Source organism: Parvimonas oralis (assembly GCF_047608425.1).
Classification (GTDB): domain Bacteria; phylum Bacillota; class Clostridia; order Tissierellales; family Peptoniphilaceae; genus Parvimonas.
The window spans coordinates 399,927-415,979 of sequence record NZ_JBLKRS010000001.1; the positions used below are offsets into that span (position 1 = coordinate 399,927).

The 16,053-nt window shown below is 26.7% G+C and carries 14 protein-coding genes; 13 read left to right on the plus strand and 1 reads right to left on the minus strand.

Features of this window, described 5'->3' with window-relative positions; all coding sequences use genetic code 11:
- Positions 1-5 precede the first annotated feature (5 nt).
- From ACMX2D_RS02020 to guaA, 3 genes are all read left to right on the plus strand, one after another.
- Positions 6-3,362 carry a penicillin-binding transpeptidase domain-containing protein gene (locus ACMX2D_RS02020; protein ID WP_414972533.1) on the plus strand — a complete coding sequence of 1,119 codons (3,357 nt, stop codon included), beginning with the start codon at positions 6-8 and terminating at the stop codon, positions 3,360-3,362.
- Positions 3,363-3,433: 71 nt separating this feature from the next.
- Positions 3,434-4,474 (plus strand): BMP family lipoprotein, encoded by a 1,041-nt coding sequence (locus tag ACMX2D_RS02025; protein ID WP_414972534.1) that lies wholly within the window; start codon positions 3,434-3,436, stop codon positions 4,472-4,474.
- A 120-nt stretch (positions 4,475-4,594) separates the two neighbouring features.
- A complete protein-coding gene (gene guaA / locus ACMX2D_RS02030) occupies positions 4,595-6,127 on the plus strand; it encodes a glutamine-hydrolyzing GMP synthase (protein ID WP_414972535.1) in 1,533 nt (510 codons plus the stop codon).
- A 231-nt stretch (positions 6,128-6,358) separates the two neighbouring features.
- Here the strand turns inward: guaA and ACMX2D_RS02035 are convergent, their stop codons facing one another.
- Complete coding sequence (locus ACMX2D_RS02035) at positions 6,359-6,721, minus strand: hypothetical protein (protein WP_414972536.1); 363 nt, start codon at positions 6,719-6,721, stop codon at positions 6,359-6,361.
- Positions 6,722-8,086: 1,365 nt separating this feature from the next.
- Here ACMX2D_RS02035 and ACMX2D_RS02040 point away from each other — a divergent pair.
- From ACMX2D_RS02040 to dut, 10 genes are all read left to right on the plus strand, one after another.
- Complete coding sequence (locus ACMX2D_RS02040) at positions 8,087-8,440, plus strand: response regulator (protein WP_414972537.1); 354 nt, start codon at positions 8,087-8,089, stop codon at positions 8,438-8,440.
- A 394-nt stretch (positions 8,441-8,834) separates the two neighbouring features.
- Positions 8,835-9,212 (plus strand): DUF3592 domain-containing protein, encoded by a 378-nt coding sequence (locus ACMX2D_RS02045; RefSeq protein WP_414972538.1) that lies wholly within the window; start codon positions 8,835-8,837, stop codon positions 9,210-9,212.
- 313 nt (positions 9,213-9,525) lie between these two features.
- Positions 9,526-11,298 carry a DNA/RNA non-specific endonuclease gene (locus tag ACMX2D_RS02050; protein WP_414972539.1) on the plus strand — a complete coding sequence of 591 codons (1,773 nt, stop codon included), beginning with the start codon at positions 9,526-9,528 and terminating at the stop codon, positions 11,296-11,298.
- 172 nt (positions 11,299-11,470) lie between these two features.
- A complete protein-coding gene (locus ACMX2D_RS02055; RefSeq protein WP_414972540.1) occupies positions 11,471-12,706 on the plus strand; it encodes an aminopeptidase in 1,236 nt (411 codons plus the stop codon).
- A gap of 77 nt (positions 12,707-12,783) precedes the next feature.
- Positions 12,784-13,128: a prepilin-type N-terminal cleavage/methylation domain-containing protein gene (locus ACMX2D_RS02060; protein WP_009448778.1), complete on the plus strand. Its 345-nt coding sequence runs from the start codon at positions 12,784-12,786 to the stop codon at positions 13,126-13,128.
- On the plus strand, positions 13,121-13,543 hold the full coding sequence (locus ACMX2D_RS02065; protein WP_414972541.1) for a prepilin-type N-terminal cleavage/methylation domain-containing protein: 423 nt from the start codon (positions 13,121-13,123) through the stop codon (positions 13,541-13,543). The genes ACMX2D_RS02060 and ACMX2D_RS02065 overlap by 8 nt, the downstream gene beginning before the upstream one ends.
- Entirely contained in the window at positions 13,533-13,868 is a 336-nt protein-coding gene (locus ACMX2D_RS02070) for a PulJ/GspJ family protein (protein WP_039849448.1), read from the plus strand. Before ACMX2D_RS02065 ends, ACMX2D_RS02070 begins: the two co-directional genes overlap by 11 nt.
- Positions 13,846-14,388 (plus strand): PilW family protein, encoded by a 543-nt coding sequence (locus tag ACMX2D_RS02075; protein ID WP_414972542.1) that lies wholly within the window; start codon positions 13,846-13,848, stop codon positions 14,386-14,388. The genes ACMX2D_RS02070 and ACMX2D_RS02075 overlap by 23 nt, the downstream gene beginning before the upstream one ends.
- 1 nt (position 14,389) lies before the next feature.
- Positions 14,390-15,547 (plus strand): hypothetical protein, encoded by a 1,158-nt coding sequence (locus ACMX2D_RS02080; protein WP_414972543.1) that lies wholly within the window; start codon positions 14,390-14,392, stop codon positions 15,545-15,547.
- A gap of 66 nt (positions 15,548-15,613) precedes the next feature.
- Entirely contained in the window at positions 15,614-16,045 is a 432-nt protein-coding gene (gene dut, locus ACMX2D_RS02085) for a dUTP diphosphatase (protein ID WP_009448552.1), read from the plus strand.
- The last annotated feature ends 8 nt before the right edge of the window (positions 16,046-16,053 follow it).

Sequence of the window (16,053 nt, forward strand, 5' to 3'; positions counted from 1 at the left end):
ATTATATGAAAATTTTTGATAAGAATAAATTAGAGAAAATTAATGATAGACAATTGAGATATAAGATAGTTTATTCTATTTTATTTTTTTTGATGGGTGCACTTGTTCTAAAATTATTCCATTTAACAATAATAAATGGAGATGATTATAGAAATAAAGCAGATAATAATAGACTTAAAGATGTAAAAATAACTGCTCCGAGAGGTAATATTTATGATAGAAACGGTAAATTATTAGCGGGAGTAAAAACAAGTCCGGCTGTTCAAATTTTAAAAGATGAATTTAATAGGCTGAGTAAAGATGAAAAGGTTGAAAAAATTGAAGAATTAACAACTATACTTAATAAAGATGGAGCAAGTTGGGATACTGATGATTATTTTTTAGGAATTAATTACTTTGTATATTCTTCAGATGTTGATTATTTCACAGAATTAAAATCTCCTAAAGAAAAAGTTTTGGATATAATTTTGGAAAACAAATTAGTCGAAGATATTTTAAAACTAAGAATTGAAAAAAATTCTTCTTCTAATTTTTCCTACTATATCATAAAAAAAGTTATAAGAGATTTACAACTTAAAGGAATATATGTTCCAAGTGATTTCTTTGATGTAGATAGTGGAGACATCACCTTTACTAAAGGAGATAAATATAATGAATACGCAAAGGATAAAGATCTTTCTAAAGGAATTTATTCACATGTTGCAAATTTAGTAAAAGACGATAAGTCAATAATAAGAAAAATATTAGATCAACCTTTGGCTAGAAAATTGGTTTATGATGAATTGAAAAGTAGAAACCTTTTGAAAAATATTGAATTAAGTCCATTGGTAGATTTAAATAGATATAATTTGTTGTTAATAAAGTCGGAATTAAATAAACAGAATTCAAAAGTAACTTTGGAAACTGATGCAAAAGATGATTTTTATAATATGGTAAGAAAATTTACTATGGATAAATTATTGAGTTATGTTAAAGTTGATAAAAATGGAAATAAAGTAATTCCAGCAGAGGTTTTATTAAAAAAATTAGAAGAAAAGAATATAGATGCAAATGTTGAATATACTTTAGTTAAAGATGAAAAAGACAAAGAAACAGTACAATTTAATTATAAAGATAATGAGAAAAAAGATATTGAACCTTTAACTCATTTAATTTCTATTGCAGAAGAAAATAATCTACTTTATGATTTTGTTCTATCTGATGATATTAAGTTTGTTGCTCAAGAAGTAAATACTGAAAATAATATTATTTTAAGAATTTCTATAACGAGTAAATCATTTGACTATGTTTATAATATCAATAGGACAGAAATAAAAAATAGATATAAAATAAAAGAAGATTATACAGCTGAGAGCTTATTTTCAACATTAAAAAAGACATATTCTATTGATAATTTAGATGATTATATTGCATATAGTTATTTAGTTTTAAATAGAAAAGTTGAGTTGCAAGGTGATAAGGCATATATTCCTATTACTTTAACTTATGGAATATCTGAACCTTGTATATCTCATATAAAAGAAAAATTTGAAAATAATAATGGATTTACTGTTTCTATGGAGCCCATAAGATACTATCCTAATGGTGAATTAGCATCACATATCTTAGGATATATAGGGAAAATTTCACAACAGGATGAAATTGATAAATATACAAAAAATAAAGGATACTCATCAGATAGTTTTATTGGAAAAACTGGAGTTGAAGAAAGTCAAGAAGTTTCACTAAAAGGAAAAGATGGCTTTAAAAAAGTAATGGTGGATAATAGAGGAAATAGGACTGAAACAATTTCGGAAACTCAGGCAGTTCCGGGAAAAAATGTCTATTTGTCTATCGATTCGAATTTACAAAAAGTTGCTGAAGAGTCTTTAAAGAATACTTTGGAATCTATTAGAAATGCAAGTGAGTACAAGAGTAAATGGGGAAGTTATACACCGCATGAAAGACATAGAAATGCAACAAGTGGAGCGGTAGTAGTTCTTGATGTTAAAACTGGAAAAATTTTAGCACTTGCAAGTTATCCGTCTTATGATCCAAATCTTTTTGTAACAGGTATTTCAAACAGCGATTGGATAAGCTTATTTCCTGAAGATCCAAGAGATTTTCTTGCTCCTAGACCGCTGTATAATATTGCAACACAAAGTGTTTCACAACCCGGTTCTACTTTTAAACTTGCAAGTGCATTAACAGCACTTGAAAAAGGTTTAAATCCTAATGAAAATATTAATTGTCAAGGGATTATGGATGTCGGAGATACTAAATTTGGATGTTGGATATGGAACCAGTACCAAAGAACGCATGGTAATGAAAACTTGAGAACTGCATTAAGAGATAGTTGTAACTATTATTTCTATGCTTTGGCTTTAGGAGAAAATCCTAAATCAAATAAGAAAACAGGTACAAAGATAACTATTGAAGATTTATCTAAAACTGTAAAGGAATTAGGTCTTGGAGAAAGAACTGGTATAGAAATCAATATTCCAAGAGAAAGTAAAGGTGTTGTACCAGATTCTAATACAAAAAAATCTTTAACTAAAATTATGTTAAAACAGAAGTTGGAAAAAGAAATTGAGAAGTATATTTTAGATGGTAAAAATAAAGAAGATTACGACTTTAATAAAATAATTGATACTATAGTAAATTGGACTGAAGAAGAATCTGTTCCATCTAGGACAGAAGTAATTAAAAGATTAAAACAATTGGAATTAAATGCTGAAGAACCAATTGGTAATTCAAAAGTTTCTTTAGCTGATATGATAAAATTCGACTATTTAAATCAAGCTTCTTGGTCTAATGCGGATTCATTAAATACTGTAATTGGACAAGGTCAAAATGCCTATACTCCAATTCAAATGGCAAGATATATGGCTATGATTTCTAATGGTGGTCAAAAAGTAAAAACTTCAGTAATTGAAAAGATTGTAAGTTATGATAATAAAACTGTTTCATTTCAAAACAATCCTGAAACTGAAAAATCAACTTTTAATCCTAAAAATTTGAAATATATTTTAGAAGGAATGAATATGGCTTCTAAAACTTCAGAAAATGCTAAAATCTTTAAAAATTTACCAATAGAAATCGGTATAAAAACAGGTACTGCACAAAAAAGTGGAACTAATCCGGTTACTGGTCAAGCGTATGATAACTATGCTTGGAATGTTTCATTTGCACCTTATAATAATCCTGAAATTGCTATAGCGACAGTAATATTTCAAGGTGGAGCTGGTGCTTTTTGTGGACCTATAGTAAGAGATATAGTAGGACAATATATTGATAACAAAGCTGAATCAGGTCAAAATGTTCAATCAGATAAACAAAATGACAATAATTCAGAAAATAATGATAATTTAATAGGTGATTAGCATAAAAACTATTGAAATTTTATTTATTATGATATATAATGTACTAGACTAAATAATTTAGGAGGTTTTATATGAAATTTAAAAAGGCTTTCGCAGCACTTTTAGTTGGTGCTATGATTTTAACAGGTTGTTCTTCTAAACCTAGTGAAAAAACAGAAGAAAATAAGGGAAATACTAAAAAACCAATCAAATATGCTATGGTAACTGATACTGGTGGTGTTAACGATCAATCATTTAACCAATCTGCTTATGAAGGATTAAAAGAATTACAAAAAGAAGGCATAATTGAAAAACCTATTTATGTTGAAAGTAAACAAGCTTCTGATTACAAAACAAATTTAGAAACTTTACTTGATGCTAAACATGATTTAATTGCAGGTATAGGTTTTGCATTAAAAAAAGATATTGAAGCGGCAGCAAAAGCTAATCCGGATCAAAAGTATGTAATTATTGACTCTGCTTTTGAAAATACTCCAAAGAACTTAATTGGAACAATTTTTGCAGATAATGAAAACTCATTTTTAGTTGGGTATTTAGCTGGAGCATTAACTACTTCAAACAAAGTTGGTTTTATTGGTGGTATTACATCTCCATTAATCAAAAAATTTGAAGCAGGTTTTAGAGCCGGTGTTGAACAAGCAGCAAAAGACAACAATAAAAAAGTAGAAGTTGTTGCTCAATATGCTGAAAGTTTCGGAGATGCAACTAAGGGTAAAGCTATTGCAAATAGTATGTACTCATCAGGAGTTGATATGATTTTCCATGCATCAGGTGGTACAGGAAATGGTGTTATCGAATCAGCAAAAGAAAACAAAAAATTCGTTTTTGGTGTAGATAGAGACCAATCTTACTTAGCACCGGAATATGTTGTAGCTTCTACAATTAAAAAAGTAAATGAAGCTATTAAGAGTGTTGGTAAAGATTTATATGAAGGAAAATTCAAAGGTGGCGAAACTATTGAATTTTCACTAAAAACAAATGGTGTTGACGTTGCATATGGAAAAGAAGATCAATTAAAGATTAAAATTCCTAATGAATTAAAACAAAAAATTGAAGAATTAAAGAAGAGTATTGCTGAAGGTAAAATTACAGTACCTACAGAAGTAAAATAAATTATTTAATAAAAGGAAGCGAAAGCTTCCTTTTTCATTTAAAATAACTTTATTGATATTTACCTTTTGTTACTAATATTATATAATATTATTATTAAATAAAATTAAGGAGATTATCAAATGAAAAATGAATTAATTCTTGTTGTTGATTTTGGAGGACAATATAATCAATTAATTGCCAGAAGAGTAAGAGATCTTAATGTATATTGTGAAGTTATTCCTTACAATAAAGCAGTTAATGAAATAAAAATAAAAAGACCTATAGGAATAATATTTACTGGTGGACCTAATAGTGTTTATGACGAAAATGCGCCAAAAATTGAAAAAGAAATTTTTGAATTTAATATTCCTATTTTAGGATTATGTTATGGAATGCAATTAATTTCTCAAATTTTTGGTGGAGTTGTTGAAAAGGCTGACAAAAAAGAATTTGGAAAAACTTTATGTATTAAAGATAAAAATTCAAAACTTATTTCAAATATGAAATCTGAAACAACAGTTTGGATGAGTCATCAAGACCAAGTTGTAAAACTTCCAGAAGGATTTGATTGTATTCAACATACTGATACATGTCCTTATGCCGGAATAGAAAATGAAGAAAAGAAAATTTATGCCATTCAATATCACCCCGAAGTTAATCACTCAGAAGAAGGAAAAGAGTTAATAAAATCATTCCTTTATGATATTTGTAATGCAAGTGGTGATTGGACAATGCAAAACTTTATGAATGAACAAATACAAAAAATAAAACAAACTGTTGGAGATAAAAAAGTTTTATTAGCTCTTTCAGGTGGAGTTGACTCTTCTGTTTGTGCGTCTTTACTTTCAAAAGCTATCGGAAGCCAATTGACTTGTGTATTTGTTGATACCGGACTTATGAGAAAAAATGAAGGTGATGATGTAGAAGCTGCTTTTAAAAATGATGAATTAAATTTTGTAAGAGTAAATGCAAAAGACAGATTTTTAGAAAAGTTAAAAGGAATAACAGATCCTGAACAAAAAAGAAAAATAATCGGTGAAGAATTTATCAGAGTTTTCGAAGATGAAGCTAAAAAGATAGGTCAAGTAGATTACCTAGCACAAGGAACAATATATCCGGATGTTATTGAATCAGGACTTGGAGATGCAAAAGTTATAAAATCTCATCACAATGTAGGTGGACTTCCGGATGTTGTAGATTTTAAAGATTTGATAGAACCTTTAAGAGATTTATTTAAAGATGAAGTTAGAAGATTAGGTTTAGAACTTAAAATGCCTGAATACTTAGTTTTCAGACAACCATTCCCGGGACCTGGCTTAGGAATAAGAGTAATGGGAGAAGTAACAGAAGAAAAATTGGAAATTTTAAGAAATGCTGATGCAATATTTAGAGAAGAAATTGCAAAAGCCGGAGAAGATAAGAATATAAGCCAATATTTTGCAGTTATAACAAATAACAAAACAGTTGGAGTAATGGGAGACTTTAGAACATACGACTACACTCTAGCTCTAAGAGGAGTTACAACAACAGACTTTATGACAGCTGATTGGGCTAGAATCCCTTATGAAGTATTGGACAGAGTTTCCGTAAGAATAGTAAACGAAGTAGAAAATATTAACAGAATTGTCTATGACATAACAAGCAAACCACCAGCAACAATCGAGTGGGAGTAGAACAGATTTCTTAGAAAATTCCTTGTTTTCAAGGGCTATAGCCTATTATGATAAGTAACAGAGACAAAATTAGGTAAAGATTTTAAAAAGAATAAATCTGATAATATTTAAAAATGGATTTACAAATAAATATAGAAAATGAGACCGTAGCTTAGTTGTTACGGTCTTTTTGAGATTATTTGAAAGTGGGTATTCCGGAAAAATATTGTTTAAACAAACTATAATTTGTCTTCATATATTGTCGCTTAGCAAATAGAAAATCTTATGCTGAAATTCTTTAGAAATATTATCTTTGTTCGTCTCCAGAATGGCATACGGTCCATCCGTATATGATTCAAGCAGATGTAGAGCTTCTTCAATGATATCCGTGTCATTGTCAGTTATTACAATTTTCTGCAATAACTCCTTCAGGGGTTCTTTGATAACAGACAAATCTTTGTTATAGTATGGATCCATATACCAATCGAGATAGAATAAAAGTCTTTCCTTAGCGTGAATATCTTCTCCCATTAATACAGCCTGTATGTCTTCTATTCCGCCATCAACAGTTTTGAACTCTTCTTCTCCATAATATATATCAAACTCTTTGCTCATATAATCCTCCCAAACTTACGAGTTTTAGCTTATTTAAATTCAATTAGGTCTTACAGTGTTTTTTATAATTATTTCCAGAAATCTCTCTTCCAGTGAATTGTATTCATCATAGTGAATATGACTTCCAGGAGAAGATTTCGTTAATTACAAAAGTTGATTTTACAAAGAAACCAAACATTCTTTGTTTACTTGAATAGTGATTTTATCACAATCAGCTTTCACTTTAATAATTAATCCATCTAGCCAATCTATTGCCATCATATTATCCTCAAAATTCTAATTTGTCGTTGGTATATTTACTTAAGTCAGCGAGTAATTGGTTAACAAACTCTCTCAGATAGGTCTGACTAATTTCATTTTCAAAGTTTATTTTATGTAGAACCAAAAGCACTCTTATTCTTCAGCCGTTCTATGACTCTTATATTACTATTAGTGTCAGCAGTAAACTTGATGTAATTATGAACACTTTATGCCTCTTCCAGTCTTGCATCTGTTTACAGTATTTAATAGAGATTCTTTAACAGTAAAACAAATTCGGATATCCCATTAATACCGACAACCATAAATGTGTCTGCCGAATAGCCATAACTGGAACTTTTCACACCAAGATATACATTTGCAAGATATGTAAAGTTCTGTTTATGAATATTTGGAGAAAGCTCCAATATGAATGTACCTGTCTAAATTCAATACACCTTTTTCTTACAAATCCTAATTTGCCTATCTTTATTTATTATATAAAATTTTTCATAGTCATAATTCTATAATCCTTCCTTGTTGTGCATATAAATTTTACTTTATCTAAATTTCTTTAAAAATCGTGATTTCTTAGCAAAAGATAACTTCTATTCTTCAAACTCCTCATCTGTACTTTTCCTGTTGTAGCGTTTCTTTCTCATTTGATTCCATTAAACTAAAAAATCATTGAAATGCAGATTATGAAATAGTAGTGCAGTGGTTTAAGGGAATGATAGTTTATTGTATAATCTTTTAGTATATTTTATCATAAAATCACACTAACTACAATAAAATTAAAATAAACAAAGTCACAAAAAAAAATTTTTTATAATTGTTATTGACAGAACAAATATGTATAGTTATAATGAAAGTAAAAGAATAGATAATAAAAGATTAGAATCTAAACTAATGAAATTGATTTTTATCAAATTCTAGATAATAATGTAGAGTATTATATTACTTACTATTGGTTATGAATTAATAAAATAAAATTTTAATAACTATTTTTAAATTTTAATGTACTATGTAAATATAGATAATAATATAGATAAAAACGGAATAAATAAAATAAAAATTTTTTTATTTTATTTATGTTTATTTTAAGAGTCTATAAAAGGCGGTGATAGAATGAGAATACTTTTAGCTGAGGATGAAAAAAGGATGGCAAGGGCACTTGTAGAATTGTTGAAGCAAGAGAAATATGATGTAAATCATATGGAGGATGGTGATTCTGCACTTATGGCTTTAGAAAGTGGAATCTATGATATTACCATACTTGATGTTATGATGCCAGAAATGAATGGATTTGAAGTTGCAAGAAGAGCGAGAAAAAATGGGATTAAAACTCCAATTCTTATGTTAACATCAAAGAGTCAGTTGGATGAAAAAGTTGAAGGGCTTTATAGTAAATCAGATGATAATTTAACAAAACCATTTCAAACGAAAGAATTAATATATCATTATAAAGTTAATAATTTGTAAGGATTTTGCTTTTAAATATGGTTTTATGAATTATATAATGGGGAATGGTTTCTCCATTATTTTTTTATATTAATTATAATTAGGTTATATTTATAAATGCTATATTTTCAATCAATAATATTTCTAATATTTTATTAAATTATTTGTAATTAATATGATATACTATTAGTAGGAATTAAAAAATTAGTATTACAGTTAATAGTATACGAATTTATACTACAAATAATAAATAATATTAATATCATAATAATAATAATTTAGTCTTTACAAACGTATTTTGAAAAATAATTAGAATGCATAGTAACAAATTAATTTCATTTTATTTACTTTTTTAAGATAATTTTTCTTAGAATTATATAGAAATTAATTTTTAGAGATAAAGGAGGATGTAATATTGAAGATTATTGGGGTTATGTTTTGTATACTTTCAATAGCTTTAGTTTATAAGAAACTTACATTTATGATTTATGGAAAATCTGCTATAGGGACTATCATTGGTTTTGGTAGTAGTGTAAGTGGAACTAGAGGATTCTATTCTTATCCATATCTTGTAAAATTTGAATATAACAATCAAGAGTATATAGCTAAGAGTATAGAGAGTGCGCTTGGAAGTTATTATGGAGTATTTTCTGAAAAAAACTATTATAGAAAAGTAACTGTATTTTTTAAAGAGAATAATCCTGAAGTAGTCACTATATATGAATTTAAAGGAATATATGTAATTAGCTTATATATGTTTTTGTTTGGTTTGATTGGTGTAATTTACTTATAAAAATAGAAAAAAATATAGTTAAGTAAAAATATTATAAAAATATTTAAACGACATAAAATTTATTGAAATTATATTATGTTTATGCTATAATGAAATAAACTATTATAGTTATAATTTATAGCTTGGTTTGTGTTTAATAATCAAATTAAAAAATATTAAAATAGTAAAGAATATACCAAAATTATATTGTTTAAGATGTTTTGAGCAACTATAATGTTTATATGACAACTATTATAATAGAATATATTTGATTTTAGAGTATAGTTTAAATATGCTGTATTTAATTAGGATATAGATATAAAGGAGTAATTTTATGTTGAAAAATATTATTGAACAAAATGAAATTTCGAAGGAAGTTTTTGATGAAAAACAGGATAAAATTAAGGAAGAAGCATTGAAACGTTTCATTAAAAACGAATCTGAAAAAGATGTAATTGTACCAAGAAAGATTATTAAAAATAATAATATGGAATCAAGAATAAAAGTTATAAATGCATATGATTCTAATGCTAGGGAAAGAATCTTAGATGGAAATGATTTATTTCCAATCTCATATCTACAGATGGGATTTAATTCCGGAAACTCTATTTGTCGAATACAGATTCGTAATGATAGGGGAAGTTTTATTGGTTGTGGAACAGGATTTTTAGTTTCAGAAAATGTACTTATTACTAATAATCATGTTATTGATAATATGAGAACTGCTTTAAATTCTATAGTAGAATTTAATTATCAAGATGATACAAACTTTATGCCTTGTCCTATATACACTTTCCGACTTGATCCTGAAAGATTTTTTGTTACTGATGAAGAACTTGATTTTACATTGGTTGCAATTAAAGATAATCCTTTAAGTGAAAAACATCCTAAAGATTTTGGTCATCTTAACCTAATTCCTGATGAGGGAAAAATTCTTGAAGGAGAATATGTTTCTATAATTCAACATCCAAATGGAGGTCCAAAGGTGGTAACAGTTAGAGAAAATATGGTTAAATCCATTTTTGACGACTATGTTCACTATTTAACTGATACTGAACCCGGATCATCAGGATCTCCAGTTTTTAATGATCAGTGGGTTGTTGTAGCACTCCATCATTCAGGAGTTCCTAATCCTAATAACAAAAATGAATGGATTGCAAATGAGGGAATTCGTATTAGTTCTATTTCAAATTATTTTGTAGAAAAATATAATGATTTTACTATGGAAGAAAAGATATTTATTAAAGAAGTATTTCCGAATATAGAGATTTTTAGTAAGCATAATTTTAATCAATCAAATATTTCTCAAAAAGAATATGGTTATGATAGTACGTTTCTTGGATTAGAGTATAATGTTGATCTTCCAAAACTGTCTGAAGATATGAAAAAAGATGTTTCATGTATGGATGATGGAAATTATGTTTTGGATTATACACATTTTTCAATTGTAATGTGTCGTTCTCGTTGCCTTGCATATTTCACTGCGGTAAATATTGATGGGAATCAGGCACAAAATATCAAAAGAAGTGGAGATACTTGGAATTTTGATTCAAGAATTCCTATAGAAGCTCAATATGGTGATGAGTTATATGCGAAAAATGATTTAGATCGTGGTCACTTGGTAAGAAGACTAGATCCGGTTTGGGGAGAAAAAGCTATGCAGGCAAATAATGATACTTTTCATTTTACAAACAGCTCTCCTCAACATAAAAACTTAAATCAAAAAATTTGGTTGGATTTAGAGAATTATATTTTAAAAAATGCTCAAAATCATAACTTAAAGGTTACTGTTTTTACCGGTCCTGTATTTAGAAGTGATGATATGATATATCGTGGAAAATTTAAGATTCCTGCTGAATTTTGGAAAGTTGCAGTTATTATTAAAGATGATGGCAATATGTCTGCTACTGCTTACCTTCAAACTCAGAAAAATATGATTGAAAATCTTGAATTTGCATATGGTGAGTACAAAACATATCAAGTTCCTGTTTCTCAAATAGAAGAAATTACAGGCTTGGATTTTGGAGATTTACCTAAATTTGATCCGATTGCAAAAATTGAATCATCAGGTATGGTTATTGAAACTCCAGAAAATATTAAGTTGTAATAAGCAAATATATTTTAAAAAATTTATAAATAAACAAGATTTACTAAAGGGATGACAAATTTTTTCTTAAGTTGTCCCTTTTTTATTGAAAAAAATCGATTTTTTATTATATATTTGCATTTTTATTAAAATAGTGTATAATAAATTTATAAAATAATTTAAGGAGAAGGTTATGGATTTTAAAGAAAAATTAAAGAAATATTCTGAGACTATTATTAAAGTTGGGACTAATGTTCAAAAAGATCAAGTAGTTGTTATAAGAGCAAATATTGAAGCAAAAGAATTAGTTCGTTCTTTAGCTGAAGAAGCGTATAAAGCAGGTGCAGGAAACGTTAATGTTGTATGGAGAGATGATATTATAACTAGACGTAAATTTGAATATGCAAGTATTGAAACTTTATCAGAGGTTAAACAATGGACTGTTGATCAATATACAGATTATATTGATAGTGATGCTGTGTTTATTTCTGTTGTTGGAGATGATCCAAATAATTTAGACGGATTAGATATTGCAAAAATTAAAGCAAGTAGTATTGCAAATTCAAAAGCAATGAAGTATTTTTCAACCTCTCTTATGTCAGATAGAAATTCTTGGTGTGTTGTAGGAGCTGCTACTCCTGCTTGGGCTAAGGTTGTTTTTCCTGAACTTACTGAAAAAGAAGCAGTAGAAAAACTATGGGAATTGATTTTCTATACTTCAAGAATAGGAGAAGGAGATTCAATTAAAGGTTGGGAAGAACATATTAGTGAATTAAGTAGAAGGGCTAAGTATTTGAATGAAAAGCAATTCAAATATTTAAAATATTCCAGTAAAAAAGGTACTGATTTAACTATTGAATTACCAAAGAACCATGTTTGGAATGCGGCGGGTAGCGGATTTAATGCTAAAGGAATAAGCTTTACAGCAAATATGCCTACAGAAGAAGTATTTACTCTTCCACATAAAGATGGAATAAATGGTGTTGTTTATAGTACAAAAGCTTTGAATTATAATGGAAATATAATAGATGAATTTAAGTTAGAATTTGAAAATGGAAAAGTTGTCAAGTATGAAGCTAAAAAAGGTTATGAAGTTTTAAAATCTTTATTAGAAACTGATGAAGGAGCTTTATCTTTAGGAGAAGTTGCTTTAGTACCTTTTGATTCTCCAATTTCAAATACAAATACAATGTTTTTTGAAACTCTTTATGACGAAAATGCATCTTGTCATTTAGCTTTAGGTAGAGCATATCCAACTTGTTTAAAGGATGGAGAAAAGATGACTGATGAAGAACTTAAAGAAAAAGGAGCTAATGATAGTTTAGTTCACGTTGACTTTATGGTTGGAGATGAAACATTAAACGTAGTTGGAATAACTGAATCTGGTGAAGAAATTCCTGTATTTACTAACGGAAATTGGTCAAACTAAAAAAATTGCAGGAATTTTCCTGCAATTTTTTTAATAAATTTTTTTAATTGAATTTAATTTTTAGGAGGATTTATAATATGAATAAGATGAAGAAAAAAGCATTTACACTTATTGAACTTTTAGTTGTTATTGCTATACTAGCAATTTTGATTTTAATCGCGGTTCCTAGATATAATAATTCAAGAGTTAAGGCTGATAAAACTGCTCATTCCGCAAATGTTAGAGTTTTAGAGGTTGCAGGGCTTAGATATTTAACTGAGGAAAAAGTTGAAACTGATATGGATATTACTGAAGAATTGGTAAATAAAAAGTATATAAAAGAAATGCCTAAATTACCTAAGTCTATAAAAGGAACTAATTATAAGGTTGAAATCAAAAATGGTGATATTATAGTAACACCGGCAGTTGAAAAAGATGATTAAAAGAAAATCATTTACTCTTATAGAATTAATTGTCTGTTTAGCTATAATTTCTGTTATGGTTATGATTATTAGAGTAAATTATGTGAATAACAAAAAATCAATTGCCCTTGAAGAACTGAATTTGATAGCTGAAAGTATTGAAAATGCAAAAGTCTTTTCTATAGAAAACAGGAAAAATGTTGTTTTAGAATCTGATTCAAAAAATGATACTTTTAATATTTCATCAGAAGGATATATTTTTAAAAAATTTTATTGTAAAAACTTGAATATATTGAATAGTATTAAATTGGAATTTAACACAAATGGAATTCCAAGTGAAGGAAAGACTTTTAAATTTTCATATAAAAAAGAGAATTATGAAATTAGAATAAGACCTGTAACAGGTTTTGTTAATGTGATTAAAGATGAAAAATAATTTTTTTAGAAATAGAGCATTTACAATGATAGAATGTATTTTTGCAATTTTTATTTTATCTGTTATAAGTATTTATATAATTTTTGGAATTAATACTTTTTTACGAATTCAAAATGTCAATATAAATAATAATGAAAAATTGTTAGGTATTGAAAATACTGTTGTTCTTATAAGAAATAATATAAAAACTAATAAGTCTATTTTAAATGAAGTGAATACTAAAAAATATGATGTTAAAATTTCAGATTTAGGTGAATTATATAATATAAAGATTTTTTTAAAAGATGACATGGAGAAAGTATATGAATTTTATATATCCAAATAAATTAAAATCATTTACATTGTTAGAGCTTTTAATTACAATTGTAGTTTCAAGTATTATTGTTATTTGCTGTGTGTATATTTTTTATGGAACATACTTTGCAAATTTGAATCAAAGAAAAAATTATTCAAAATTAGAACAAATAAATTATGCAATGGAATATATGGAAAATGAAATTTCTGATTCGGTAGAAACTAAAGTTGATTCAGATGGAATAAAGATAAAAAGGTATAGATATAATTCTTTTATAAGCGAAAATTCAAATCATACAATATCGAAAGTAAATGAAATAGCATATAAAAAAGTAAAATATGGGAATAGATATGAAATTCGCAGGATATCTAAAGACATTTTAAATTCAACATATTATGGTAGTAATTTATTGATAAAAGATTTAGATTTTTTTAACGTGGAAAAATCTGATGATTACTTGATTTTAAGGTTTTCTTTTAATAGTAAAGAATATACTAAATACATTTTTTTGAAGAATAAAAAAATTGAGTATCTTACAGGAGAAAATTAATATGAAATGTAAATCTTATATTATGCCAATCGTTCTGTTAATATTTTCTTTAGTTGTTGTTGCTTTTTTTTCGATTTATCATAGAACGATTAATACTCATAATCATAAAAATTCAAAAGAAAAATCTATTCATAAAAAATTGGAAGAAATAGGTTTGGAAGATATTCTAGGTACGAAGAATACTTTAAATTTTATAAATAGTAAATTAAACAATAGGGAGAATTTTAATTTAAAGATAAATATTAGTGAATTGTTGAAAGTTAATAATATCAATGACTATTCAAAATATTTTGAAAAATACAATTTAACCTTAAATAGTAAGAAGATTAAGAAAAAATTAAATTTTTATGATAAAAGAAGTGGGGCTGTATCTTATTTTATTCATCAATATGAAATTTTTTTTGAAGTAAGGAATAATAATAATCTTGTTGAATATAAGATTGTTGATAAAAATAGAATAGAAAATTATTTATTTGATTTGCAAGTTAAGAATTTTATTGATGGGAAACTTAAAATGTTAAGTAATGATTTTTATTTTGATTTAAATAAAGATTATTCTAAATTATATGATAGAATTTTTAGTGATGAAATACAAAATACATATTCCGAAGATTTAAGAATTTATGATTATAAAGATAAGATATATTTTATGTATAACGAACAATATATCAAATTATTGAAAAATTATCTCTTATACAAGGGATTTGAAGCAGAAAATATAGACTTAAACTTATGTGATATTGATAATTTTGCAAATAAGCATAATTTACAGAATTGTTCTAGAGATGATTTCATTAAAACTTTGCTAATAGAAAATTCAGAATATATTAAGGATTATAAATATAATATTATAAACATTAATATTAAAAATAAGTTATATTTTGATTTGAGTAAAGAGGTAAAAGTTTTTAGTAATTTAAAAATAGAAGATAAAGGTGAGGTTATTGTTACTGATAACAGACTTAAAATTCAGGGAGTTTTTGTAAATAATTCAAATAAAGAAAAGTTTGATTTTAATTTTGAAGGGATTTTGTTTTCAAAAAACAAATTAACAAGTAAATATAAATTTTTGCCAGAAGTTTTAGATGTGACTGCAAGATTTATAAAAATAAGTGAAGATTTTTACTTGGAAAAAATAGATAATAATGATATTAAGTAGTTTGATTAAAAGTGATAAATTTGATATACTATACCTGTTAAAGTTTATTTTTTGGAGGATAATTAAGTGCAAATTAAAATTATAAATAGAAGTAAGAACGAAAATCCTACTTATGCTACAGAAGGAGCTTCAGGATTTGATTTAAGAGCCAATTTGGAAGAAGATTTAGTGATTAAGCCTATGGAGAGATTGGCAGTACCAACTGGTATATTTATAGAAATCCCTTTAGGATATGAAGGTCAAATAAGAGCTAGAAGTGGAATGAGTTTAAAGCATGGCATAACTATGGCAAATGGTGTTGGTACTATAGATAGTGATTATAGAGGAGAAATAAAAGTTCTAATTGTTAATATTTCTGATAGAGAATATGTTATAAAAAATAATGATAGAATTGCACAAATGATAATTACAAAGTATGAAAGAGTTGATTTTAAACTTGTAGAGGAACTTTCAGATACATCTAGAGATAAAGGTGGGTTTGGTCATACAGGTTATTAGTAGGGGAA

Excerpts from the sequence above, each read along its gene's own strand:
- ACMX2D_RS02075 (WP_414972542.1), top strand. The coding sequence starts at position 13,846 with ATGAATTTTATATATCCAAATAAATTAAAATCATTTACATTGTTAGAG.
- ACMX2D_RS02050 (WP_414972539.1), top strand. The coding sequence starts at position 9,526 with ATGTTGAAAAATATTATTGAACAAAATGAAATTTCGAAGGAAGTTTTT.
- ACMX2D_RS02080 (WP_414972543.1), top strand. The coding sequence starts at position 14,390 with ATGAAATGTAAATCTTATATTATGCCAATCGTTCTGTTAATATTTTCT.
- ACMX2D_RS02040 (WP_414972537.1), top strand. The coding sequence starts at position 8,087 with ATGAGAATACTTTTAGCTGAGGATGAAAAAAGGATGGCAAGGGCACTT.
- ACMX2D_RS02060 (WP_009448778.1), top strand. The coding sequence starts at position 12,784 with ATGAATAAGATGAAGAAAAAAGCATTTACACTTATTGAACTTTTAGTT.
- ACMX2D_RS02020 (WP_414972533.1), top strand. The coding sequence starts at position 6 with ATGAAAATTTTTGATAAGAATAAATTAGAGAAAATTAATGATAGACAA.
- ACMX2D_RS02035 (WP_414972536.1), bottom strand. The coding sequence starts at position 6,721 with ATGAGCAAAGAGTTTGATATATATTATGGAGAAGAAGAGTTCAAAACT.
- ACMX2D_RS02070 (WP_039849448.1), top strand. The coding sequence starts at position 13,533 with ATGAAAAATAATTTTTTTAGAAATAGAGCATTTACAATGATAGAATGT.
- ACMX2D_RS02055 (WP_414972540.1), top strand. The coding sequence starts at position 11,471 with ATGGATTTTAAAGAAAAATTAAAGAAATATTCTGAGACTATTATTAAA.
- guaA (WP_414972535.1), top strand. The coding sequence starts at position 4,595 with ATGAAAAATGAATTAATTCTTGTTGTTGATTTTGGAGGACAATATAAT.
- ACMX2D_RS02025 (WP_414972534.1), top strand. The coding sequence starts at position 3,434 with ATGAAATTTAAAAAGGCTTTCGCAGCACTTTTAGTTGGTGCTATGATT.
- ACMX2D_RS02065 (WP_414972541.1), top strand. The coding sequence starts at position 13,121 with ATGATTAAAAGAAAATCATTTACTCTTATAGAATTAATTGTCTGTTTA.